The sequence below is a fragment of the Aminobacter sp. HY435 genome, from assembly GCF_027568395.1.
Taxonomy (GTDB): domain Bacteria; phylum Pseudomonadota; class Alphaproteobacteria; order Rhizobiales; family Rhizobiaceae; genus Aminobacter.
Map to the genome: position 1 here is coordinate 122,465 of NZ_JANKZL010000006.1, position 23,815 is coordinate 146,279.

Genomic DNA, 23,815 nt, shown 5'->3' on the forward strand with positions numbered 1-23,815 from the left:
TCAGGCCCCCATCGTTTCGATCAGCGCTTCGCCCACCCGTTTCGGGCCGGGGAAGTAGTCCCATTCCTGCGCATGCGGATAGGGCGTGTCCCAGCCGGTGACGCGGGCGACAGGTGCTTCGAGGTGGTAGAAGCAGTTTTCCTGCACCAGCGACACGAGCTCGGCGCCGAAGCCCGAAGTCAGCGTCGCCTCATGCACCACCACGCAGCGGCGCGTCTTCCTCACCGAAGCGACGATGGTGTCGAGATCGAGCGGCAGGAGCGTCCTGAGGTCGATGACCTCGGCGTCGATGCCAGACTCCTCGGCTGCCGCCTGCGCGACATAGACCATGGTGCCATAGGCGAGAACGGTGACGGCGGAACCCGGCCGGCGGATCTCCGCCTTGCCGAGCGGCACGGTGAAATGGCCTTCCGGAACCTCGCCCAGCTCATGCTTCGACCAGGCCGTGACCGGCCGGTCGTGATGGCCGTCGAAGGGGCCGTTGTACAATCGTTTCGGCTCCAGAAAGATCACCGGATCGGGGTCCTCGATCGAGGCAATCAGCAGGCCCTTGGCGTCGAGCGGATTGGACGGAACCACCACCTTGAGGCCGGAAACGTGAGTGAACAGCGCCTCGGGGCTCTGGCTGTGGGTCTGGCCGCCGAAGATGCCGCCACCAGTGGGCATGCGGATGACGATCGGGCAGGTGAACTCGCCGTTGGAGCGGTAGCGCAACCGTGCCGCTTCCGAAACGATCTGGTCGTATGCTGGATAGACGTAGTCGGCAAACTGGATCTCGATGCATGGCTTGAGCCCATAGGCCGCCATGCCGACGGCGGCACCGACGATGCCGAGTTCGCTGATCGGCGCGTCGAAACAGCGCGACCGGCCGTACTTTTGCTGGAGACCTTGGGTGCAGCGGAACACACCGCCGAAATAGCCGACGTCCTCGCCGAAGACGACGACATTGTCGTCGCGGCCCATGGCAACGTCCATGGCGCTGCGGATGGCCTCGATCATTGTCATGCGCGGCATCGGCTACACTCCCGCCTTCTGGCGCTGGCGACGGAGATGCGGCGGCATCTCGGCATAAACGCCCTCGAACATGTCGCGCGTCGACGGCTTGCCGCCGGCATGCAGCGTGCCGTGGCTCTCGGCTTCCTTCTGCGCCGCTATCACCGCCTCGAGGATTTCCGCCTCGGTCTGCTTGTGGCGCTCGTCCGACCACAGGCCGCGGCGGATGAGGTGGTTCTTCAGCCGGATGACAGGGTCGCCCAGCGGCCACGCGTCCGACTCGGTCTTGGGCCGGTAGGCGGACGGATCGTCCGATGTCGAATGCGCGCCGACGCGATAGGTGACGTATTCGACCAGCGTTGGGCCGAGATTGTTGCGGGCGCGTTCCGCCGCCCACTTCGCAACCGCGTGGACGGCGAGATAGTCGTTGCCGTCGACCCGCAGCGCGGCAATGCCGAAGCCGAGGCCGCGCGCCGCAAACGTGCCCGAGCCGCCGCGAGCGATGCCCTGGAAGGTCGAGATCGCCCACTGGTTGTTGACGATGTTGAGGACGACAGGCGCCTTGTAGGTCGAAGCGAAAACGAGGGCTGCGTGGAAGTCGCTCTCGGCGGTGGCGCCGTCGCCAACCCAGCCGACCGCGATCTTGGTGTCGCCCTTGATCGCGGACGCCATCGCCCAACCCACGGCCTGGATGTACTGGGTGGTCAGGTTGCCGGAAATCGAAAAGAAGCCGTGATCCTTGGCCGAATACATGATCGGCAGCTGGCGGCCCTTCAGTGGATCCATCTCGTTGGAATAGATCTGGTTCATCATGTCGACCATCGGGTAGCCGCCTGCGATCAGCAGACCGGCCTGGCGATAGGTCGGAAAATTCATGTCGCCCTGAATGAGCGCCTTGCGGAAGGCGCAGCTGACCGCCTCCTCGCCCATGTGCTGCATGTAGAACGAGGTCTTGCCCTGGCGCTGGGCCATCTGCATGCGCGCATCGAAGGTGCGCAGCGTCATCATGTGGCGCAGGCCTTCGAGTTGTTCCTCGTCGGTCAGCGTGCCGGCCCACGGCCCGACCGCATCGCCCTCGCGGTTGAGCACGCGGATAATCGAATAAGCCAGGTCGCGGATCGTGCGGGGATCGACGTCGACCGGCGGCCTGTCGACCGAACCCGCCTTGGGGATCGGCACGTTGGAGAAGTCGGGCGTACCGCCCGGGCGCACTTCCGGCTCGGGCACGTGGAACTTGAGCGGGGCGGGATTGTCCGTCACGGATGCTCCTCCTGTCGCGCGCAGGCCAATCGGTCCTCCCTGCGCCGCAGACAATTTATGTCAGTAACGCTGACCTATTATCCGATCGCATCGGTAACCGCAATGGGGTCCCGACACCAGGACTTTGGCATTCTCTCGGCCTCTGCGAAAGGCCGTTGACAGCACCGGCATTCGTCGCCCATGTTGCCGGCCTCACCAGGGGGGTCCCGACAAGGGGCTGAGATACTGCTGGCTCGCGCAGCGCAGTGACCCGTTGAACCTGATCCAGTTCACACTGGCGTAGGGACGGTGCGAGGCGCAGCGGGCCGGTTCTTCCGGCTTTGGCATTCGGGTTTACGCCCGAAGTCCCCAGGCAAAACCTCTCCTCCTCCTCATCGCATGGACTGGGTCTCCAACCAGGAGGCTCACTCATGAATGCCCACACCCCGACCGTCACCGTTGGCGAACTTCCCGCGTCGCGAAAAGTCTACAAACCCGGCAAGCTGCACCCCGGCATCCGCGTGCCGATGCGCCAGATCTCGGTGCACCCGAGCGCCGGCGAGCCGCCCGTCACCGTCTACGATTCCTCGGGCCCCTACACCGACACCTCGATGAAGACAGACATCGAGCGTGGCCTGCCACGGCTGCGCGAGGACTGGATCGTCGCCCGCGGCGACGTCGAACGTTTCGAAGGCCGCGCGGTGAAGGCCGAGGACAATGGCTTCGTGTCGGGCGAACGACTGACGCCGGAATTTCCTGTCCGCAACGCGCCGCTGCGCGCCACCGGCGGCCGCGCCGTCACCCAGCTTGCCTATGCCCGCGCCGGCATTGTCACGCCCGAAATGGAATTCGTCGCCATCCGCGAGAACCTCGGCCGCGAGCAGCTCAGGGTGAAGCTTCAGCGCGACGGCGAGAGCTTCGGCGCTGCCATTCCCGATTTCGTCACGCCCGAATTCGTCCGCGACGAGGTGGCGCGCGGCCGCGCCATCATCCCCTCCAACATCAACCACCCCGAGAGCGAGCCGATGATCATCGGCCGCAATTTCCTGGTCAAGATCAACGCCAATATCGGCAATTCCGCCGTCACCTCGTCAATGGCCGAGGAGGTCGAGAAGATGGTGTGGGCGACGCGCTGGGGCGCCGACACCGTGATGGACCTGTCGACCGGCCGCAACATCCACAACATCCGCGACTGGATCATCCGCAATGCGCCGGTGCCGATCGGCACGGTGCCGCTCTACCAGGCGCTCGAAAAGGTCAACGGCATCGCCGAGAACCTGACCTGGGAGGTGTTCCGCGACACGCTGGTCGAACAGGCCGAACAGGGCGTCGACTACTTCACCATCCATGCCGGCGTCCGCCTGGCCTACATCCACCTGACCGTCGACCGCGTCACCGGCATCGTCTCGCGCGGCGGCTCGATCATGGCCAAGTGGTGCCTGCACCACCACAAGGAAAGCTTCCTCTACGAGCATTTCGAGGAGATCTGCGACATCTGCCGCACCTATGACGTCGCCTTCTCGCTCGGTGACGGCCTGCGACCCGGTTCGATCGCCGACGCCAACGACGCCGCCCAGTTCGCCGAGTTGGAGACGCTGGGCGAGCTGACCAAGATCGCCTGGGCCAAGGACTGCCAGGTGATGATCGAGGGCCCCGGCCACGTGCCTATGCACAAGATCAAGGAGAACATGGACAAGCAGCTCGAGGTCTGCGGCGAAGCACCGTTCTATACGCTCGGGCCGCTCACCACCGACATCGCGCCGGGCTACGACCACATCACATCAGGAATCGGTGCGGCGATGATCGGCTGGTTCGGCACGGCGATGCTTTGCTATGTCACGCCCAAGGAGCATCTCGGCCTGCCTGACCGCGACGACGTCAAGGTCGGCGTCATCACCTACAAGATCGCCGCACACGCCGCCGACCTTGCCAAGGGCCATCCGGCGGCCAAGGTCAGGGACGATGCGCTGTCGCGGGCGCGCTTCGAGTTCCGTTGGGAGGACCAGTTCAACCTGTCGCTCGACCCGGAAACGGCGCGCTCCTTCCACGACCAGACCTTGCCCAAGGAAGCGCACAAGGTGGCGCATTTCTGTTCCATGTGCGGGCCGAAATTCTGCTCGATGCGGATCTCCCACGACATCCGCGCCGAGGCGCAGAAGGAAGGGCTGGCGGCGATGGCGGCAAAGTATCGCGACGGCGGCGACCTCTACATGGCTGTCGAAAGCACAGAGCCCGCGGAGACAGCAGGCCAGCCATGAAGGTGCTGATCCGTGGCGCGGGCGTCGCCGGGCTGACGCTCGCGTTTGAGCTGGCGACACGCGGCGCAAGCGTTACCATGGTCGAGAAACGCAGGCAGGTCGCCGGCAATGCCTCATGGCAGGCCGGTGGCATGCTGGCGCCCTGGTGCGAACGCGAGAGTGCCGAGGAGGCGGTGCTCTCGCTTGGGCGTAGCGCCCCCGACTGGTGGTCGGCCGCCCTGCCCGGCCACGTCATGCGCAACGGCACGCTGGTCGTCGCGCCAGCTCGAGACGTCGCCGAACTCGACCGCTTCGGCCGCTGCACGTCGGGGTTTCGCGAGCTGGATGCCGAGACGATCGCCGCGCTCGAGCCGGACCTCGAGGGACGTTTCGGGCGCGCGCTGTTCTTCACCGAGGAAGCGCATCTCGACCCGCGCAAGGCGCTGCTCGGGCTGCAGGAAAAGCTCGTGCGGATGGGCGTGCGCTTCGAATTCGGCTACGGCTCCGTGCAGGCGCCCGGCAGGGCGGACGTCGAGGCCGACTGCACCGGCATGGCCGACGCACGGCCGGGTTTGCGCGGCGTGCGCGGCGAGATGCTGGTCCTCAGGACGTCTGAGGTCTCGCTGGCGCGGCCGGTGCGGCTGTTGCACCCACGCGTGCCCGTCTATGTCGTGCCGCGTTCCGGCAACCTGTTCATGGTCGGAGCGACGATGATTGAAAGCGATGTCGGGGGATCCATCACCGCGCGCTCGGTGATGGAACTGCTCAACGCCGCCTATGCGCTGCATCCCGCCTTCGGCGAGGCCGAACTGGTCGAGACGGGTGTCGGTGTGCGTCCCGCCTTCGCTGACAACCTGCCGCGCGTCGAGCGCAATGGAAAAGACATCCGTATCAATGGCCTCTATCGCCACGGCTTCCTGCTCGCGCCTGCGATGGCGCGGCAGGCGGCCGACATGATCCTGGGCCAGGAGACGAAGAAGGAGCGCGCCCATGAAGCTCACCATTAACGGCGAAAGCCACGAGGTCGCGGCCGCCACGCTCGCCACACTGCTCGCCGAGCTCGACTATGACGGCGGCTGGCTCGCCACCGCCCTCAATGGCGAAGTGGTGCCGGCACGGGAACGCGGCGGCTGCGCGCTGGCCGAGGGCGACCGTATCGAAATCCTCGCGCCGATGAAGGGTGGGTGAGGCATGCACTCGTCACCTTTCCCCCTCACCCAGCCTCCGCTTCGCTCGGCCACCCTCTCCCCGTTGGGGAGAGGAGGTTTACGCCCGACAGCGCCAGACCTTCGTCGACCCGCGTCGCCGGTAGAGCGCCGACATCCGACGATCTCTTCTCCCCAACGGGGAGAGGGTGGCCGAGCGAAGCGGAGGCCGGATGAGGGGGACCTTCTCGAACAACTGTCCCAACTCCAGCTCACGGAGCCTGACCCATGCTGAAACTCTATGACATCGAGGTCTCGTCGCGCCTGCTGCTGGGCACCGCCCTCTACCCCTCGCCCGCCATCATGGCTGAGGCGATCGGCGCGTCGGGCGCCGACATCGTCACCGTGTCGCTGCGCCGCGAGGCCTCGGGCGGCAAGACGGGCGGGCAGTTCTGGTCGCTGATCCAGTCGCTTGGCGTGCGCGTTCTGCCCAACACCGCCGGCTGCCATTCGGTCAAGGAAGCGGTGACCACGGCGCGCATGGCGCGCGAGGTGTTCGGCACCAGCTGGATCAAGCTCGAGGTCATAGGCAACCACGACACGCTGCAGCCCGACGTGTTCGGGCTGATCGAGGCAGCGAAAATCCTAGCCGCCGAGGGCTTCGAGGTCTTCCCCTACACGACCGACGATCTGGTCGTCGCCGGGCGGCTGCTCGATGCCGGTTGCAAAGTGCTGATGCCGTGGTGCGCGCCGATCGGCTCGGCCCGTGGCCCGCAGAATCTCGATGCCCTGCGCAGCCTGCGCGGCCATTTCCCCGACGTGCCGCTGATCGTCGACGCCGGCATCGGCCGCCCGTCGCATGCGGCCACCGTCATGGAGCTTGGCTACGACGCAGTTCTGCTCAACACCGCCGTCGCCAAGGCTGGCGATCCCGTCGCCATGGCCGCTGCCTTCGGCAAGGCGGTCGACGCGGGACGGCAGGCATTCCTCGCCGGCCCGCTCGAACCGCGCGACATGGCCGTCCCCTCAACCCCCGTCATCGGCATGGCAGCGTTCTCATGAAGCTCGACCCGTTCTACCTCATTGTCGATTCCGCCGCCTGGATCGAGCGCCTGGTGCCGTTGGGCGTGAAGCTGGTGCAACTGCGCATCAAGGACATGGACGAGGCCGGCCTGCGCCGCGAAATCCGTACGGCGAAGGCCGTTTGCGGACGCCACGGCTGCCAGCTTGTCGTGAACGACCATTGGCGGCTTGCAATCGAGGAAGGCTGCGACTTCGTCCATCTCGGCCAGGAGGACCTCGCCGAGGCCGACGTTGCAGCGATCCGCCGCGCCGGCATGAGGCTTGGCCTCAGCACGCATGACGACACCGAACTCGACACGGCGCTTGCCGCTGGGCCAGACTATGTCGCGCTCGGTCCCGTCTATCCGACCATCCTCAAGGCGATGAAGTGGGCGCCGCAAGGGCTCGACCGCATCGCCGAATGGAAGCGGCGTGTCGGTGCCACACCGCTCGTCGCCATTGGCGGGCTCAATGTCGAGCGCATCGCAGGTGTCTTCGCCCAGGGCGCCGACAGTGCTGCCGTCGTCACCGACGTCACGCGCAACGCCGCCCCGGAGGTCCGGACGCGCGAGTGGCTGGCGGAGACGGTTCAGTGGCGATGACCCCGCATGTGCTCATCGTGGCCGGCTCGGATTCGAGTGGCGGCGCCGGCATCGTCCGCGACGTTGAGACGGTTTCCGCGTTCGGGTTGCGCAGCAGCGCCGCCGTCACAGCGGTGACGGTGCAGACGCATGCCCGCGTCGAACGGATCGAGCAGATGCCGCCCGAGCTCGTCGCCGAGCAGATGCGCGCGGCGTTTGCGGCCAGTTCGACGTCAAGCAAGATACCCCCACCCCCAACCCCTCCCCACAAGGGGGAGGGGGACACTTGCGTTCACCCGTCCAACGTGACGGCTCGTTCGACGCGATCCGGGCTGGCGATCCCGCCAAACAATCCCCCTCCCCCTTGTGGGGAGGGGATAGGGGTGGGGGTATCCCGCGGGCAAAGGGAGCCGAGCGTGGAACTGCATGCCAGCCACATCGCCTCGGTCAAGATCGGCATGCTGGGAACGGCTGCCACGATCGAGGCGGTCGTCTCGGTGCTGGCGAGCAGCAAGCCAGTCCCAGTCTTGCTTGATCCCGTCCTTGCATCGACCTCCGGCCGCGCGCTTCTGGACGATGATGCGATCGACGTCCTCAAGCGCAAGCTGTTCCCGCTCTGCCGCTTGGTCACGCCAAACCTGCACGAGCTCGCACTGCTGACTGGCCGGCCGGTGTCATCGTCCGAGCAGCATGTCGTTCACCAAGCGAAACTGCTGCTGGAAACAGGGATGCAGGCGGTGCTGGTCAAGGGTGGTCACTCTGGAGGCAACCGCTCGGTCGACCTGCTGCTGACAGCCGATGGGATGCAGCAAGTGTTTGATGCTCCCCGCCTGATCGCCACGATGCGCGGCACAGGCTGCATGCTGGCGAGCGCCGTCGCCGCCAATCTGGCGCTCGGCGAGACCCTGGAAGCCAGCGTCTGCAAAGCCAAGCGCCATGTCTTCACGCGGCTTGCAGCCAGTCTGGCAGCCTAGCCGGTCGGCCTACGCCCAGGGATCGCTCACCCGTGGCCACAGTGGACGCGTGAGCCTGGTGTAGTTGGTCTCCCGCGGGTTGCTCGGATACGAGCTCGGCGCATCGACATAGATGATCTGGGCCGCGATCGGCGCAAAGCCGGCATAGAAATGATTGGTCGACTTGATCAGCAGCACGTCCTTGGCCACGGGATCGACGCCGAGGTTTGAGAAGATGTCGGGTTCGAAGGTCTGTGTTCGGTTGGTGTTCAGGATGACGTCGACCTCGGTGCCCTCGATGCGGACCAGCGCCGTTGCCCCGAGCGTCACACGGCTCGGCCCGAAGCTTTGCCAACCCTCGTCCACCACCTTCAGCACCTTGACCGTTGCGTCGATCGGCTCGCCGGCCTGCGGCCCTGCCTTGCCGCCAAAGCGCAGGCCGATGACAGCCCCCTCGCCCGCCGCGTGGCAGAAAGTGACGGCGATCGGATCCCAGATCGTCGCCACGCCGACCTTGCCAATGCCGCGCTCGAGCAGGCGGCGCAGCACGACAGTGCCGTCGCCGGCGACACCGCCGCCCGGGTTGTCCCAGACATCGGCGATGACGCCCGGCTTGGCCGGGTTGGCGGCATGGGCCGCCAGCGCCTGGTCGATGCCGGCATCGACGCCGACCATCTCCATCGCCGTCTTTTCCCGCATGGAATAGAGCTCCATGCCGAGCCGTTCGGCCAGCGCATCGCCCTTGGCCTTGTCGTTGTCGGTAACGACGACGATGCGGGTTCCCATTTCCGGCACGTCCGACGCCATGAAACCATGGATGACCGAGACCGACAGGATGCCGTCCTTGCCGTGCAGCGCCTTGATGCGGTCGACGAAGGAACGCATCGGCTCGCGACTGGTGGGAAACACCGTGATCATGCGGCAATCGAAGGTCGAGATTTCAGGCTTGATCTCGCCTCTCGCCGCCGCAAGCCCGAGCTCGACGACATGCTCGCCGCGCTCGTAGAAATCGGTGTGCGGAAACTCCAGGAACGCCGCCAGCACGTTGCAGGCCGCCACGCGCTTCGGCGTCAGGTGGCTGTGCGGGTCGAACTCGCAGGCGACCACGACATCGGCCCCGGCGATCTTGCGGACGCGGGCCAAAAGGTCGCCTTCGCAATCGTCATAGCCCTGCGCCACCATGGCGCCGTGCAGGCCGAGGATCACGGCATCGACAGGCAGTGCGGCTTGCAGCTGGCCGAGGATTTCGTCGCGCAGCGCCTCGAAGGTCTGACGCTGCACCAGCCCGCCCGGCTCGGCCCATGTGGCGGTGCCCTCGATGACGGTCAGCCCTTCGGCCGCCGCCCGCCTGCGCAGCGCGACGATCGGCGACGAACACAGCGTCGGCGTCTCCGGATGCTCACCGGGGCCGGCATAAAACGCCATCTCGAACGACGCCCGGTCGGTCGGCACCGGCGAGAAGGTGTTGGTTTCGGTCGCCAGCGAGGCGGTGAAGATGCGCATCAGATCGTTTCTCTTGTCATTGCGGGAGCCAGCCCTGTTTACTTGACGGCCCCGAGCGCCAGTCCGCGCACGAGATAGCGCTGCAGCCAGACGAACAGGATGGCGACGGGCACCGTGGCGAGCAAGGTCGCGGCCATGACGTAGTGCCATTCGACCGTGTAGCGGCCGGCGACCAGCGAAAACACCTGGATCGGCAGCGTGTAGCTGTCCTGGCTGCGCAGCATGGTCAGCGCCACGACGAACTCGTTCCAGGCATTGATGAAGGTGAAGATCGCCGTCACCGCGATTGCCGGCACGCAGAGCGGCAGGAACACCTTGCGCAGGGTGAGCAAGCGACTGCCGCCCTCCATCCACGACGCCTCCTCGAGATCGCGCGGGATGGTGTCGAAATAGCTCTGCAGCATCCACACGGTGAAGGCGATGTTGAAGGCCATGTAGACGCCGCCGACAGCGTTCAGGCTCTCGATCAGGCCGAAGGCGGCGAGCAGCCGGAACAGGCCGAGCACCAGCACGATCGGCGAGATCATCTGCGACACCAGAAGAAACTGGCGGAAGGCGCCATGGCCGGCAAAGCGGAAGCGCGACATGGCGTAGGCTGCGGGGATTGACACCGCGATGGCGCCGATAGTGGCGATCAGCGAAACATGAAGCGAGTTGACAAGCGCCCTGCCGAACCCCGTGGCGGCCCACATATCGGCGAAGTTGCGCCAGCGGAACTCACTCGGCCACCAGCTCGGCGTCAGCACCTCCTGCGCCGGCTTGACCGCCGTCAGGAACATCACCGCGAACGGAAACAGCGTCACGACGACCAGCGGCAACAACAGCCCCCAGGCGATAAAGGTGCGCTTCAGCTTTGGCGAGATCATGCCCGTTCTCCCCGCATCGCGAGCCTGATGTAGATGGCGGTGAAGACGAGCAGGATCGCCAGCATGATCAGCGACACCGCCGACGCCTCGCCCAGCTTTCCGAGCCGGAACGCCATCTTGTAGAGATAGGTGACCAGGATGTCGGTCGAATTGGCCGGGCCGCCTTGCGTCATCACCCAGATGATCGGGAAGGAATTGAAGACGTAGATCGTGTTGAGCACGATGGCGATGTTCACGAAGGGTTTGAGCAGCGGAAAGGTGATCCGCCGGAACTGCTGCACCGGCCCCGCCCCTTCGAGCGCCGCCGCCTCGTAGAGGTCGTCTGATATCGACGACAGGCCGCCGAGGAAGATGGTGGTTGTGAACGGCACCGTCACCAGTATGCCGATCATGATCTGCATCGGAAATGCGGTCGCCGCGCTCGCCAGCCACTGGATGTTCTGGTCGATCAGGCCCATCCCGCGCAGCGCCGAGTTGAGCATGCCGCTTTCGCCGTTCAGCGCCCAGCGCCAGACGATGGCCGTCATGGTCAGCGACACCGCCCATGGCAGCATGACGATGACCCGTGCGATCGAGCGTCCGTAAAAATCGGTGTTGAGGATAATCGCGACCGGGATTGAAACCAGCAGCGCGCCGCCGACCACTGATACGGTCCAGACACCGGTGCGGATCAGCGCGCGCAGGAAATCCGGATCGCCGAACAATGCCGCGAAATTGTCGGCGCCGTTGAAGGCGCGCAGCTGGCCAAAGCGGCTGACGTCATGGGTCGCGATCTGGATCAGGTCGAGGACCGGCCAGAAGATCACCACCGCTGCAAGGATCAGGCTCGGCAGCGTCAGCAGATAGGGCAGTGCGCGATTGTGCATCGACCGGTTTATCCGTTTGGTCTACCCCCTCACCCGGCCTCCGCTTCGCTTGGCCGACCTCTCCCCGAGGGGAGAGGAGGTCCCAGAGCGTCGCGATAGCCCCTTCTCCCCAACGGAGAGAAGGTGGCCCGAAGGGCCGGATGAGGGGGATGAAGGACGACGTCCGAGCGACGCCATCCGTAGTTCGACGAGCTTACTTCTTCAGGATGCCATCAGCCTTGGCCGCGGCTTCCTTGAGCGTGGCCTCGACATCGCCCTCGCCAAGATAGACCTTCTGGATCGCGTCCGAAGTGACCTGCGCGACCTCCTCCCAGCCCGGGATGACCGGGGCGAAACGTGCGTCGGGCAGGAGCGCGGTGAAGGCGGCGAGGTCGGCGTTGTTGACGTAGTAGTCCATCTTGGCCTCTTCCTTGTTCACCGGCAGGAAGCCCTCGCCCTGGGTGAACTTGGCGCGCCAGTCGGTCTGGAACAGGAAGTCGAGCAGCTTCCAGGCCTCGTCCTTGTTCTTCGAGTTGGAGAACATGACGATGGAATCGGTGACGCCGTAGGTGCCGCGTGCGCCGGTCGGGCCGGCGGGGATGGCGGCAACGCCGTACTTCAGGTTCGGCGCTTCTTCCTTGATCTGGTTGGACAGGAAGGGCGCCGTGATCATCATGCCGACCTTGCCCTGCTTGAACAGGTTCTGCACGTCCTCGCGCGCATAGGAGGTGACGCCGGGCTGGGTCAGCCCCTCGTCGATCAGCGACTTGTAGAGCTTGGCCGCCTCGATGGCGCCGGGGCTGTCGAGGCCCGACGTGCCGTCCTTGTCGAGGATCTCGGAACCCTGCGACCACATCGCGTAGTAGTAATAGACGTCGGTCTCGATCTCCTTGCCCTGCAGGCCGAAGCCGTAATTCTCACCACCCAGCGCCTTGATCTTGGCCGCGGCGTCCTTGAGCTCGGCCCAGGTCGCCGGCGGATTGGCGACGCCAGCCTTCTCGAGCAATTCCTTGTTGTAATACATCGCACGCGCCGAAGCGGCGATCGGCAGGCCGTAGGTCTTGCCGTCCATGACCGACGGCGACAGGAACGTATCGATGAAGCGGCCCTTGAAGTCGGGCGTGATGTAGCCGTCGAGCGGCTCGGCGATGCCCTGCTGGACGAAGTCGATCAGCCAGCGCGTGCCGATGATCGACAGATCCGCATTTGTGCCGGCGGTGATGTCGGTGGTCAGCTTCTGCAGCAGCACGTCCCACGGCACGACCTCGAACTTGACGTCGATGCCGGGATTGGCCGCCTCGAACGCCTTTTCCACTTCCTGGAAGTACGGACCGGTCTTCGAGCTGTATTCCGCAACCGTCACCCTGACTTCGCCTGCATTTGCCTGGGCCGCCAGCGCCAGCACGCTCAACCCGGCCAGAAGGCCGGCCTTCCATTTCGAAATCGCCATGTCGATGTTCCCTTGCTCCCGCGGGCAGGCGCCCGGTTCCTCCGGCGCTTTGGCGCGCCATTTGATTAAGTGACTTTCTTACATTATCTGCCTTTTTCGGCATATCAAGCAAATTATCTTGTTGCTTATTTACATTTTCGACCATAGTCCTGAGACAAGAAGCGGCCAAGATCGCTCGGGAGCCCGCCACCGATGCCAGACAGCGAATTCACTGGAAAATCCGTACTGATCACCGGCGCCGGCGGTGGCCTTGGCCGCGCGCTGGTGGCAATTTTTGCCGAGCGCGGCGCCAGCATCATCGGTTGCGACCAGAGCCTGGCGGCGATGGACGGGCTTGAGCTTGCCGGACGCCATGCCTTCGACCTGACCGACCGTGCCAACCTGGCTGCTTCCGCCCAGGCTTTGATCGCAACCAGTGGGCTGCCCGATATCGTCGTCAACAATGCCGGCTGGACCCGCGCCGAGACCATGCCGGCGCTGACCCAGGAGAGCATCGAAACGGAGGTCGACCTCAACCTGACCGGTGTAGCCGCGCTCACCAACGCATTGCTCAGGCCGATGCTGGCGCGCGCTTCCGGCGCCTTCGTCTTCATCTCCTCGGTCAATGCGCTGTCGCACTTCGGCAATCCCGCCTACGCCGCGGCCAAGGCCGGCATCAACGCCTTGGCCCGCGCCATTGCTGTCGAGCATGGCCGCCAGGGCATCCGCGCCAACGTCGTCTGCCCCGGCTCCATTCGCACTCCGGCCTGGAACCACCGCCTGGAGAAGGACCCGGCGGTGCTGGGCAAACTGCAGCGGCTCTATCCGCTCGGCCGCATCGTCGACACGCGTGAAGTGGCCGAGGCGGTGGCCTTCCTGGCCTCGCCGCGCGCCTCTGGCATCACCGGCGCTGTGCTGCCGGTCGATGCCGGGCTGACCGCCGGATGCCTGCCTTTCATCGACGACATCCTGGGAGCGTGAAGAGCATGACCGGCGTTAGCTTCCGCAATCTCACCAAGTCGTTTGGCCAGCACACGGTGCTCGACGATATCAACCTCGACATCGACAGCGGTGAATTCGTCGTGCTCGTTGGCCCATCCGGCTGTGGCAAGTCCACGCTGCTGCGCATGCTCGCCGGGCTTGAGCCTATCAGCGACGGCGACCTCCTGATTGGCGGGGTGCGTGCCAACGAATTGCCGCCGCAGAAGCGCGACATCGCCATGGTGTTCCAATCCTACGCGCTGTTTCCCCATCTTACGGCAGCAGAGAACATCGGCTTCGGCCCCAAGATCCGCGGTGAGTCGGCGGCGGCGATCAACGCCAAGATCAAGGACGCCGCCGCGATCCTCAACCTGGACGCCTATCTCGAGCGCTATCCGCGCCAACTCTCCGGCGGCCAGCGCCAGCGCATCGCCATGGGCCGCGCCATCGTGCGCGAACCGAAGGTGTTCCTGTTCGATGAACCGCTCTCCAATCTCGACGCGCAATTGCGCGTTCAGATGCGCACCGAAATCAAGGCGCTGCATCAGCGCTTGAAATCGACGGTCGTTTACGTGACACACGATCAGATCGAGGCCATGACCATGGCCGACCGCATCGTCGTCATGAACCATGGAAAGATCCTGCAGGTGGGCGCACCACTCGAACTCTACGACAGGCCGGCGACCAAGTTCGTCGCAAGCTTCATCGGCTCGCCGTCCATGAGCTTCATTGCCGGCAGCATCGGATTGTCCGCGACGCGACCTTACTTCGAAACGGCATCGGGCGAAAAGCTGTCACTCAACGGAGCCCGACAGCCTGCGGCAGGCCCTGTCGAGGCCGGCATTCGCCCCGAGCACTTCATCATTCGGGATGGGGCCGACGCGTTGCGCTTGAAGGTAGACGTCATCGAGCCGACCGGCTCGGAAACGCATATTTACGGCACGATCGGCAGCGACCAGGTGCGCGCCGTCTTCCGCGATCGCGTCTCCGTGCGGCCGGGCGACATCCTGCCCGTCACTGCCGACCCGAAAAACATCCACCTTTTCGACAAGGCAACCGGCCTGCCCGTATGAGCAACATCGCCGACATCATCACCCGGCTTCAGGTCATGACGCAGGACGGCTCCAGATCCGACAGGCGGCTGGCCAGCCTGGTGCTTTCGGATCTCGACTTCGCATCGAAAGCGGCGATATCGGAAATCGCCGCGCGCGTCGGCGTCAGCGAACCGACGGTTACCCGCTTCTGCCGCAACCTCGGCTGCGACGGCGTGCGCGACTTCAAGTTCTTCCTCGCACAAGCGATTGCCATCGGCGGCCAGTATCTCAGGCCCGAGCCGCTCAACCGCGACATTCGCGAGCAGCGCATTGCAAAAGCCGTCACCGAGGCCGCGATTTCAGCGATCCAGCGCGCCTCCGACAATCTCGACATGGCGACGCTGGTTTCGGTAGCCGAGCGCATCTCCGCTTCCGGCAACGTGCTCTGCCTCGGCTCGGGCGGCATCTCCTCGATGATGGCGACCGAATTGCAGAACCGGCTGTTCCGGCTCGGCATCTCGGTCGTCGCGCAGGTCGACGGCCAATTGCAGCGCATGTATGCCGCCGTCGCCACGCCGGAAACGACCGTCGTCGCCTTCTCGGTCTCCGGCCACGCCAAGTCGGTGGTCGATGCCGTCCAGGTCGCCCGCCAGTATGGCGCCCGCTCGGTGGCGGTCACCGCGCCTGCCTCGGCGCTAGCCAAGGTCGCCGACATCGTGATCCCGTTCCAGCCGATCGAGGACGGCAACATCTACAAGCCGACCTCGTCGCGCTTTGCCCTGCTCGCCATCCTCGACATGATCGCCACCGCCACCGCCGAGACCCGTGAAACCAAGGTTCTCGAAGGTCTGCGCCGCATCAAGCAAAGTCTCAACACGCTGAAGGTCGACGACCCGAGGCTCCCTCTAGGTGACTGAATGACCCCCAGGCAGAACCCCTTCTCCAACGACGCCGACCGCGCCCAGATCTGGGAGATGCTGGTCGAGCGCGACATCGCAGCTTTCGTCGGCCAGGACTGGTCGATGGTCGCAGGCGACTTCGACGAACAGCGCTTCCTCGGCATCCATGCCCACAGCTCGTCCAACCCCGACGATTGGAACGCCGCGTTCCCGACGCTATCAGTCTATCGCGACGAGTGGCTGCGCCAGGCGGCAGAGACGGCCGCGACCGAATTTGCCGAGCCGCTGGCCGACGGCATCCACCGTGCCACACGCCTGACCGAAATCGACATCACTGGCGACGTCGCCCTCGCGCGCAAGAAGTTCGACGGCACCATCCGCCGCGCCAACGGCAGCGACGACGTGCTCAACTGGCAGACTTTGTATTTTTGCCGCAAGGCGGGCGACCGCTGGAAGATCACCGGTTTCGTCGGCTACATGAAATACAGGTAGCTGCGAAAAAGGTCGCGGCTTCCGTGGGTCCCCCATGAAAGCCGCAATTTTCCCCTCCAGGGAGACAAAAAACTAGATGAGTTAAAACTGTTGCATGCAGTTTGTATGGCAGCAAAGCTGCCGGAATATATTCGCCAGGCACCACGGAAATACAAGTTCACCCAACCCGCACCCAGAGTGCGGGACCGGATGTGTAGCGACCCCCGCGGGCAATCCACACGTTTCAGGGAATTGCAGCCTCGTCCAAACGGACTAGTGGCCCGCACGATGATTAGAATCTGCTCAGATAAGGCGCATTTGGCGCGCTGCGTATGGCCGTAGCGTGCCGAAGCACATCATTGCTTTGCGACTTCCTCCAGATATGCGATGACATTGGCGATATCAGCATCGTCCTTGAGGCCTGGGAAGGCCATTTTGTTGCCAGGTATCTTTTCCTTGGGCGCCTTCACATAAGCGGCAAAGTTGGCCTCGTCCCAGACCAGGCCACCAGCCCCGGCCGCCTTCATCGCATCGGAATATTTTGCCTCGAAGCTTGCAAGCGTACCCGCTGTTCGCCCCATCACGCCATGCAGCGACGGTCCGATCTTGTTCTTGTCGGTCGCCGCCTCATGGCATGCCATGCATTTGGCGAAGACTTTCTTGCCGGCGGCGGCATCGCCTGCGGCATGCGCTGTGGCAGTGGCTAGAAACGAAGCTGCAAGAAGGACGGCGGCACTGCATGCTGTCGATTTCATGGCTATCTCCCTGTTATGGCCGGCTCCCGTCGACGAAGACGATCTTAGCGCTACGTGGGGCGACGCGCCATCTGCGTTTCCATGCTTCCGCGCCGCGCACCAGCAACAATGACGCGGGGCGACAAAGCCCGAGATGATTGCTATCATCTTCCCCGGTGCAGGTCGCGGTTTTGCGTGACCAGACACGCTGGACGGCAGCACCGCGAGCCGCGACCCGAACCGGACCCGATCTCGGAGGAATGGTTCATGGCAAATTTCCATGTCTACGCAGCAGGCACTGGCAGCGACGTCGAACATCCCGCCATATGTCGGATTGGGATTTCGGATGTCTTCGACGCACTTCGCCTCGGATTTGAAGATTTCTGGGATAAACCTTCACACTATGTCTTCTTGTGCCTGATCTATCCGATCGTAGGCGTATTCCTCATTACCTGGACCTCTGGCGGCAACGCGCTTCAGCTCATCTACCCGCTGATGACCGGCTTCGCCCTGCTCGGCCCATTCGCGGCGATCGGCCTCTACGAGATCAGCCGGCGACGCGAGCAAGATCTCGATACCTCCTGGTGGCACGCGCTCGAAGTCAGGAATTCGCCTGCCATGCCGGCCATCGCCATCCTCGGCATCATGTTGATGGCATTGTTCATCGCGTGGCTGTTCACCGCACAGGCGTTGTTCTCCTGGTTGTACGGCGATGGCGCGCCGGCGACCTTCTCCGCATTCGCCAGCGATGTGCTGACCACGCAGCGCGGCTGGACACTGATGATCCTTGGCAACCTGATCGGTTTCCTGTTCGCCCTCGTGGCGCTGAGCACGACGGTCATCGCCTTTCCGCTGCTGCTCGATCGTGACCTCGGCGCCTACACAGCCGTCGAGACTTCGGCGCGCGCGATCATGGCGAACCCAGGGCCGATGCTGCTCTGGGGCCTGATCGTCGCTGTCGGCCTGGTGATCGGTACGCTGCCTCTGCTCGTCGGGCTGGCCGTGGTCCTGCCCGTGCTCGGCCATTCGACCTGGCACCTCTACCGCAAGGTGATCGAGCCAGCCGTCGCGCCTGCACCCGTCCATGAGCGCAAGCTCGACTAACCCATTCCTGTTTCGGCGGGCGTCGGCCCGCCGATTTCTTTGCAGCCACTCACGCACGGCAACAGGCGGCCATCATGCAGGATGGCTGAAGCGCGCGACGCGTGCGCCCTCCATCAGGTCCCTGAAGCCGGCACCGGTCACATGCACCAGCGTCTTGTGGTCTCCACCCTCGAAATAGACGTCGCCGTCCACGCTCAAGCTTTCATCGAGGATGACCGGCACATCATAGGCAGCCCCGACCGGCGGCATCGCGCCGATGTCGCAGTCGTTGAAAAGTTGGCCGATTTCGTCTTCGGAGGCGAGGCCGAGACGTTTGTCGATCACCTCTTGCAGCGTGTTGAGCTCGACGCGATGGCTGCTCGGCACGACCGCCAGTGCATAACCCGTCTCATGATGCAGCAGCACCGATTTTGCGAGCAACCGACCGGGCACATGTGCCGCTTGCGCGGATTGGCTGGTGGTCGAGGTCCGGTGGTGGGCAACCGTGTCGAACTGGACACCCTTGCCGTTTATGTAGTCCTGGAGTTTCCTTGCAATCGTCATCGCAGGCGCCCTTCTGTTGCAGGTCCTGACGCGTAGGAGAACGAGAACCCTCATTCTCCTCCCATCATTTTCCCTGTCAATGAAGAACGCAGTGTACCGCTACGGGCCGACGCCGAATGACAGCGCGCGAATGACCTCGGTGTAGCGGGATTCGATCACCATGATTGCCACGAAAACCAGGATTACCAGCGGCGGCACGATGATGACGTACACAAGCGCTAGCCGCTCCCATGCCATATGCATGAAGACCGCAACGATCAGGCCGGCCTTGAGCATCATGAAGGTGAGGATGAGGCCCCAGCGCAAGTAGCCCTGTACCTCAAAATAGTCGACGGCATAGGAGCAGGCGCTGAGGATGAACAGCCAGCCCCACACGACGAGATAGAGTTTTATCGGGTGCTGCTGGCCCTCGGCGTGCGCCATCGCCTGGGCCGGCTCCGCGTGCCCATGCAGCCCATGATCCTGCGCTTCCGCCTGTGCCATCGCTCCACCTCACCAAAGATAGAAGAATGCGAAGATGAACACCCATACCAGGTCGACGAAGTGCCAGTAGAGCCCCATGATTTCCACGCTCTCATACTGGCCTCGCCGGCTGGTGAAAAAGCCGCGCGCGCCGACGTCGTAGTCTCCACGCCAAACCTTGCGCGCGATGATCAACAAGAAGATCACGCCGATTGTGACATGGGTGCCATGGAAACCCGTGATCATGAAGAAGGACGACCCGAACTGCGCCGCGCCCCATGGATTTCCCCAGGGCCTCACGCCCTCGGTGATCAGCTTGGTCCACTCGAGGGCCTGCATGCCGACAAAGGTCGCGCCGAGTGCCGCCGTGAGAAGCATGAGGATAGCCGTCTTCTTGCGGTCGCGCCGGTAGCCGAAATTGACCGCCATCGCCATCGTTCCGGATGACGAGATCAGCACGAAGGTCATGATGGCGATCAGCAGCAACGGCACGTCGGTGCCGCCGACGTGTAGCGCAAAGACCTCGGCCGGGTTGGGCCACGGCACCGTCGTCGACATGCGCGCGGTCATGTAGGCGAGCAGGAAGCAGCCGAACACGAAGGTGTCGCTGAGCAGGAAGATCCACATCATGGCCTTCCCCCAGGAGACGTTCTTGAACGCCCTCTGGTCGGACGACCAGTCTGCTACCAGGCCGCGCGCACCGCCTGGCCGCGGCGCGGCGTGATCGGCATGTCCAAGCGTGGACTCAGTCATCCGTCCCTCCTAGCTCAGCAGTTGCCGGCAGATGTCGATGAAATCGGCCGCCCAGCCCATCAGAACGGCAAACAGCACCAGCCAGACGACGAACAGGCCATGCCAGTAAAGCGCGCAGAGTTCGACCGAGAGCGTCAACCTGCCGGCAGGTGCGGATCTCCAGGCGCGGAGGTCAGTCCGCCCGAGAGCCACCAGCCCGCCCAGTATGTGCAGCCCATGCAGTGCCGTCATCATGTAGAAGAAGCTGATCGCCGGGTTGTCGATGGCGAAATAGCCCCCTGCGGAGAGGTCGCGCCAGGCTACGAGCTGGCCACCGAGGAACGCCAGCGACGCCAGCGTGCCGATGGCGAGTGCCAGGCGCAGGTTGCCGAGTTGCCCGCCATGGGCCGCCGTCACCGCGCATTGCAGGGCAACGCTCGCCAGCGCCAGCATCGCCGTGTTGACCCACAGCACCCTGGGCATCGGCGGCGCCTGCCAGTCGGCATAGGCCATGCGCATGAAATAGGCGCTGACAAGCAGCATGAACATCGCGCCGATCACCGCCAGAAGCACGCCCACCCCGAGCTTGGCCGGCTCGATGGCCGGCGCTTCGGTGCGCGGAAAGGCGTCGGTCGAACCGGCCTCCAGCCACGGCTTGGCTGTCAGCCGCTGCTGGGTCAGCCACCAGATCGCCACGGCCGCAAGGCCGGCCATGAAGATGAGGATCGCGCTCATTCCCGACCACCTGTCGGTTGCCAGGGATCATTTTGCGCGATGAAGTCCTGCGGCGCGCCGGGCACGCTGTAGTCATAGGCCCAGCGATGGACCACAGGCAGTTCCTTGCCGAAATTGCCATGTGGCGGCGGCGTGCTCGCCGTCTGCCATTCGAGAGTCGTCGCCCGCCACGGATTGTCGCCCGCTTCCTTGCCGTGGCGGATGCTCCAGATGAGGTTGAACAGGAACACCATCTGGGCGAAGCCGACTGTCAGGGCCGCGATGGTGATGAATTCGTTGAGCGTGTGGACCGAGGGCGGGATGAAGGCGGTTTCGCCGAGTTCGGGATAGCGGCGCGGCACGCCCACCAGCCCGACATAGTGCATGGGAAAAAAGATAAGATAGGCTCCGACGAAGGTGACCCAGAAATGGAAGCGTCCCATCGCCTCGTTGAGCATCCGGCCGGTGATCTTCGGGTACCAGTGATAGATCGCGCCGAACACAACGAGTATGGGGGCGACTCCCATCACCATGTGGAAATGCGCGACCACAAACATGGTGTCCGACAACGGCACGTCGACCACGACGTTGCCCAGGAACAGTCCGGTGAGCCCACCGTTGACGAAGGTGACGATAAAGGCGAGCGCAAACAGCATCGGCAAGGTCAGGTGGATGTCGCCGCGCCACAGCGTCAGCACCCAGTTATAGACCTTGATCGCAGTCGGAACGGCAATGATCAGCGTCGTCGTGGCAAAGAAGAACCCGAAATAAGGGTGCATGCCCGACACGTACATATGGTGCGCCCATACGACGAAGGACAACGCACCGATGCCGACGATCGCCCAGACCATCATGCGATAGCCGAAGATGTTCTTGCGCGCATGGGTGCTGATCAGGTCGGAAACGATGCCAAAGGCCGGCAGCGCCACGATATAGACCTCGGGGTGGCCGAAGAACCAGAACAGGTGCTGGAACATGATCGGGCTGCCGCCGCTGTGCGGTGACTGCTCGCCCATCTCGACGATGGCCGGCATGAAGAAGCTCGAGCCGATGACGCGGTCGAACAGCATCATCACGCAGGCAACGAACAGCGCCGGAAAGGCCAGCAGCGCCATCACGGTTGCGGTGAAGATACCCCACACCGTCAGCGGCAGCCGCATCAGGGTCATGCCGCGGGTGCGCCCCTGCAGCACCGTCACGACATAGTTGAGGCCCCCCATGGTGAAGCCGATGATGAACAGGATCAGCGAGGCGAGCATCACGATGATGCCCCAGTCGGAGCCGCCTGGCGTGCCCGAGGTTATCGCCTGCGGTGGATAGAGCGTCCACCCTGCCCCGGTCGGTCCGCCGGGGGCGAAGAAGCCCCCCACCAGCACCAAGACAGCAAGCAGGTAGATCCAGTAGCTCAGCATGTTGACATAGGGAAACGCCATGTCGCGCGCGCCAACCATCAGCGGGATCAGGTAGTTGCCGAATCCGCCAAGGAAGAGCGCGGTGAGAAGGTAGATCACCATGATCATGCCGTGCATGGTCATGAACTGGTAGTAGGCCTCGGGCGTGATGAAGTCGAAAGTGCCCGGGAATGCCAGTTGCAGGCGCATCAGCCATGACAGCACGAGGGCAACCAATCCGATCGCCAGTGCCGTGCCGGAATATTGGATCGCGATCACCTTCGCGTCCTGCGAGAAGACGTATTTCGTCCACCAGCTGTGCGGATGATAGAGTTCGACCTCGGCCACTTCGGCGGGCGGGATAAAATCTGCTCCATGCGGTGTGACGTCGACCATGCATGCACCTTGCTCTTGGCTCTGGCGTTCGCGGTGAGGCCGCTTCAAGCGGTCGCGCCGTGTCTGTCTCCCTATTTCACTGTCGCCTTTGATCTTCCTGGTTCGACAAGCACACCGACCTTGGCGGGATCCGACAGCTGGGCAAATGTCGACTGCTGCTGCAGCCACGTGGCGTAGTCCTGATCGGTGTCGACCATCACCACGCCCCGCATGAAATTGTGGCCGACCCCGCAAAGTTCGGCACACAGCACCTCGAACGTTCCGGTACGCGTCGGCGTGAACCAGAAATAGGTAATCATCCCCGGGACCATATCCATTTTGGCGCGGAACTCGGGCACGTAGAAATCGTGCAGAACGTCGATCGAGCGCAGCAGCATCTTGACCGGTTTGTCGATTGGCAGGTGCAGGTCCGCCGCCTCGACCACCACATCGTCCTGTCCATTGGGATCTTCAGGATTGATGCCGAGCGGATTGTCCGAACTGACCAGGCGCGCATTCGACGTGCCGAGCTTTCCGTCAGCGCCGGGCAGGCGGAAACTCCACTGCCATTGCTGGGCGACAACCTCGACCTCGGTCGCGTCATCGGGAACTGTGACGAACTGCTTCCAGACGTAGAGGCCGGGTGCCAGCATCGCCGCCACGCCGATGGCCGTCGCCACCGTCAGCCAGGACTCGAGTTTTCTGCTTTCAGGCTCGTAATGCGCCTTTTGCCCTTCCTTGTGGCGGAAGCGATAGACGCAATAGGCCATGAATAACACGACGGCCGCAAAGACTGCGCCGGTGATCCAGAAAGTGATGACAAGGGTCGTGTCGATATAGCCCCAGTTGGAGGCTATCGGAGTCCACCACCAAGGGCTCAGCACATGAAACAGCACCGAGCCGACAACGATCAGAACGAGTACGAGCGCAATGGCCACCCTCTGTTCCTCCCGGCATTCCGAGGGAAACTTTCCCTGCAGGAAGGCCATGAGGCATCATAGCTTGAAATGCCGGCGAAATACTAGGGGAGCCAATTGCCTGCCGCGCGTGATAGTCGCCAGTGGCGTGGGTTCGATGGAAAGTTCTTTTGAAACGCAAAGGGCGGCGCGCGGGAGTTCCCGTCACACCGCCCTTGAATATCCACCTGGCTCAGATCGTCTGAGCGGGATAGCCGGCTGCGTCGAGCGCCTGGGTAACCTTGGCGGCGTCGGCCGCGGTCTCGATCGACACCGTCTGCGCCTTCAGGTCGATGTCGATGCGCGCGCCGGCGTCGACGCTCTGCACCGCCTTGGTGACCATGCCAGCGCAATGGCCGCAGGTCATGTCGGGAACATTCATCTTCAGCATTTCAAGCTCCTTGTCTGGGTCGGCATCGCGCCGTTTCTGCAATCTGGTGTTTCCAGCGACTGTAAGGTCAATCGGCTTGTCGATCACGGATTTGTTACCGCGACTTTTCCATGGGTGGCAAAGCCATAAGCCACGCGCCGGAAGCACATAGATCAATATTTTCAGCCAGTTACGT

The 23,815-nt window shown here is 63.8% G+C and carries 25 protein-coding genes and 1 riboswitch; of the genes, 11 read left to right on the forward strand and 14 right to left on the reverse strand.

All coding sequences use genetic code 11. From position 1 onward, the window contains the following. Positions 1-1,014 carry an alpha-ketoacid dehydrogenase subunit beta gene (locus tag PCJ21_RS09905; protein ID WP_269931231.1) on the reverse strand — a complete coding sequence of 338 codons (1,014 nt, stop codon included), beginning with the start codon at positions 1,012-1,014 and terminating at the stop codon, positions 1-3. A 3-nt stretch (positions 1,015-1,017) separates the two neighbouring features. Continuing rightward, complete coding sequence (locus PCJ21_RS09910) at positions 1,018-2,253, reverse strand: 3-methyl-2-oxobutanoate dehydrogenase (2-methylpropanoyl-transferring) subunit alpha (protein WP_269931232.1); 1,236 nt, start codon at positions 2,251-2,253, stop codon at positions 1,018-1,020. Between the two features lie 187 nt (positions 2,254-2,440). Then, positions 2,441-2,557, forward strand: a riboswitch (TPP riboswitch). A gap of 106 nt (positions 2,558-2,663) precedes the next feature. Here PCJ21_RS09910 and thiC point away from each other — a divergent pair. The 6 genes from thiC (at position 2,664) to PCJ21_RS09940 (ending at position 8,231) form a co-directional block, all read left to right on the forward strand. Further along, the gene (gene thiC / locus PCJ21_RS09915) at positions 2,664-4,490 is read left to right on the forward strand and encodes a phosphomethylpyrimidine synthase ThiC (protein ID WP_269931233.1); all 1,827 of its coding nucleotides are present in this window, start codon (positions 2,664-2,666) and stop codon (positions 4,488-4,490) included. Then, positions 4,487-5,476 carry a glycine oxidase ThiO gene (gene thiO, locus PCJ21_RS09920; RefSeq protein ID WP_269931234.1) on the forward strand — a complete coding sequence of 330 codons (990 nt, stop codon included), beginning with the start codon at positions 4,487-4,489 and terminating at the stop codon, positions 5,474-5,476. The genes thiC and thiO overlap by 4 nt, the downstream gene beginning before the upstream one ends. Continuing rightward, positions 5,460-5,657: a sulfur carrier protein ThiS gene (gene thiS / locus PCJ21_RS09925; RefSeq protein ID WP_269931235.1), complete on the forward strand. Its 198-nt coding sequence runs from the start codon at positions 5,460-5,462 to the stop codon at positions 5,655-5,657. The genes thiO and thiS overlap by 17 nt, the downstream gene beginning before the upstream one ends. 245 nt (positions 5,658-5,902) lie before the next feature. After that, positions 5,903-6,676: a thiazole synthase gene (locus PCJ21_RS09930; protein ID WP_269931236.1), complete on the forward strand. Its 774-nt coding sequence runs from the start codon at positions 5,903-5,905 to the stop codon at positions 6,674-6,676. After that, the gene (locus tag PCJ21_RS09935) at positions 6,673-7,278 is read left to right on the forward strand and encodes a thiamine phosphate synthase (RefSeq protein ID WP_269931237.1); all 606 of its coding nucleotides are present in this window, start codon (positions 6,673-6,675) and stop codon (positions 7,276-7,278) included. The genes PCJ21_RS09930 and PCJ21_RS09935 overlap by 4 nt, the downstream gene beginning before the upstream one ends. Beyond that, the gene (locus tag PCJ21_RS09940) at positions 7,269-8,231 is read left to right on the forward strand and encodes a hydroxymethylpyrimidine/phosphomethylpyrimidine kinase (RefSeq protein ID WP_442865997.1); all 963 of its coding nucleotides are present in this window, start codon (positions 7,269-7,271) and stop codon (positions 8,229-8,231) included. Before PCJ21_RS09935 ends, PCJ21_RS09940 begins: the two co-directional genes overlap by 10 nt. Positions 8,232-8,240: 9 nt before the next feature. Here PCJ21_RS09940 and PCJ21_RS09945 read toward each other — a convergent pair whose 3' ends face one another. The 4 genes from PCJ21_RS09945 to PCJ21_RS09960 all read right to left on the reverse strand — a co-directional run bounded on the left by PCJ21_RS09945 (position 8,241) and on the right by PCJ21_RS09960 (position 12,874). Continuing rightward, entirely contained in the window at positions 8,241-9,713 is a 1,473-nt protein-coding gene (locus tag PCJ21_RS09945; protein WP_269931238.1) for a M81 family metallopeptidase, read from the reverse strand. Between the two features lie 38 nt (positions 9,714-9,751). Beyond that, positions 9,752-10,579, reverse strand: a complete 828-nt coding sequence (locus PCJ21_RS09950) for a carbohydrate ABC transporter permease (RefSeq protein WP_269931239.1) — start codon at positions 10,577-10,579, stop codon at positions 9,752-9,754. Further along, a complete protein-coding gene (locus PCJ21_RS09955) occupies positions 10,576-11,445 on the reverse strand; it encodes a carbohydrate ABC transporter permease (RefSeq protein WP_269931240.1) in 870 nt (289 codons plus the stop codon). The genes PCJ21_RS09950 and PCJ21_RS09955 overlap by 4 nt, the downstream gene beginning before the upstream one ends. A gap of 193 nt (positions 11,446-11,638) precedes the next feature. Beyond that, positions 11,639-12,874: an ABC transporter substrate-binding protein gene (locus PCJ21_RS09960; RefSeq protein ID WP_269931241.1), complete on the reverse strand. Its 1,236-nt coding sequence runs from the start codon at positions 12,872-12,874 to the stop codon at positions 11,639-11,641. 192 nt (positions 12,875-13,066) lie between these two features. On the opposite strand from PCJ21_RS09960, the gene PCJ21_RS09965 reads away from it, so the two are divergent. From PCJ21_RS09965 to PCJ21_RS09980, 4 genes are read left to right on the forward strand one after another with little or no spacing between them, the layout of a single operon-like run. Next, positions 13,067-13,834: an SDR family oxidoreductase gene (locus tag PCJ21_RS09965; protein WP_269931242.1), complete on the forward strand. Its 768-nt coding sequence runs from the start codon at positions 13,067-13,069 to the stop codon at positions 13,832-13,834. Positions 13,835-13,839: 5 nt separating this feature from the next. Continuing rightward, on the forward strand, positions 13,840-14,907 hold the full coding sequence (locus PCJ21_RS09970; protein WP_269931243.1) for an ABC transporter ATP-binding protein: 1,068 nt from the start codon (positions 13,840-13,842) through the stop codon (positions 14,905-14,907). Beyond that, positions 14,904-15,785, forward strand: coding sequence for a MurR/RpiR family transcriptional regulator (locus PCJ21_RS09975; RefSeq protein WP_269931244.1), 882 nt, complete (start codon positions 14,904-14,906; stop codon positions 15,783-15,785). The genes PCJ21_RS09970 and PCJ21_RS09975 overlap by 4 nt, the downstream gene beginning before the upstream one ends. Continuing rightward, positions 15,786-16,259, forward strand: coding sequence for a hypothetical protein (locus PCJ21_RS09980; protein WP_269931245.1), 474 nt, complete (start codon positions 15,786-15,788; stop codon positions 16,257-16,259). A 335-nt stretch (positions 16,260-16,594) separates the two neighbouring features. Here the strand turns inward: PCJ21_RS09980 and PCJ21_RS09985 are convergent, their stop codons facing one another. Further along, a complete protein-coding gene (locus PCJ21_RS09985) occupies positions 16,595-16,993 on the reverse strand; it encodes a c-type cytochrome (protein ID WP_269931246.1) in 399 nt (132 codons plus the stop codon). 246 nt (positions 16,994-17,239) lie between these two features. Between PCJ21_RS09985 and PCJ21_RS09990 the strand changes: the two genes are divergently transcribed. Further along, positions 17,240-18,076: a DUF2189 domain-containing protein gene (locus tag PCJ21_RS09990; RefSeq protein WP_269931247.1), complete on the forward strand. Its 837-nt coding sequence runs from the start codon at positions 17,240-17,242 to the stop codon at positions 18,074-18,076. 72 nt (positions 18,077-18,148) lie between these two features. Here the strand turns inward: PCJ21_RS09990 and PCJ21_RS09995 are convergent, their stop codons facing one another. The 7 genes from PCJ21_RS09995 to PCJ21_RS10025 form a co-directional block, all read right to left on the reverse strand. Further along, positions 18,149-18,619 carry an aminoacyl-tRNA deacylase gene (locus tag PCJ21_RS09995; protein WP_269931248.1) on the reverse strand — a complete coding sequence of 157 codons (471 nt, stop codon included), beginning with the start codon at positions 18,617-18,619 and terminating at the stop codon, positions 18,149-18,151. Between the two features lie 99 nt (positions 18,620-18,718). Continuing rightward, positions 18,719-19,102: a cytochrome C oxidase subunit IV family protein gene (locus tag PCJ21_RS10000; RefSeq protein ID WP_269931249.1), complete on the reverse strand. Its 384-nt coding sequence runs from the start codon at positions 19,100-19,102 to the stop codon at positions 18,719-18,721. Between the two features lie 9 nt (positions 19,103-19,111). After that, on the reverse strand, positions 19,112-19,834 hold the full coding sequence (locus PCJ21_RS10005; RefSeq protein ID WP_269931250.1) for a heme-copper oxidase subunit III family protein: 723 nt from the start codon (positions 19,832-19,834) through the stop codon (positions 19,112-19,114). Positions 19,835-19,843: 9 nt separating this feature from the next. Continuing rightward, entirely contained in the window at positions 19,844-20,548 is a 705-nt protein-coding gene (locus PCJ21_RS10010) for a cytochrome c oxidase subunit 3 (RefSeq protein WP_269931251.1), read from the reverse strand. Next, positions 20,545-22,314, reverse strand: coding sequence for a cytochrome c oxidase subunit I (ctaD, locus tag PCJ21_RS10015; RefSeq protein ID WP_269931252.1), 1,770 nt, complete (start codon positions 22,312-22,314; stop codon positions 20,545-20,547). The genes PCJ21_RS10010 and ctaD overlap by 4 nt, the downstream gene beginning before the upstream one ends. Before the next feature lie 71 nt (positions 22,315-22,385). After that, positions 22,386-23,231 (reverse strand): cytochrome c oxidase subunit II, encoded by an 846-nt coding sequence (locus tag PCJ21_RS10020; protein WP_269931253.1) that lies wholly within the window; start codon positions 23,229-23,231, stop codon positions 22,386-22,388. 211 nt (positions 23,232-23,442) lie between these two features. Further along, positions 23,443-23,640, reverse strand: a complete 198-nt coding sequence (locus PCJ21_RS10025) for a heavy-metal-associated domain-containing protein (protein ID WP_269931254.1) — start codon at positions 23,638-23,640, stop codon at positions 23,443-23,445. Positions 23,641-23,815: the final 175 nt, after the last annotated feature.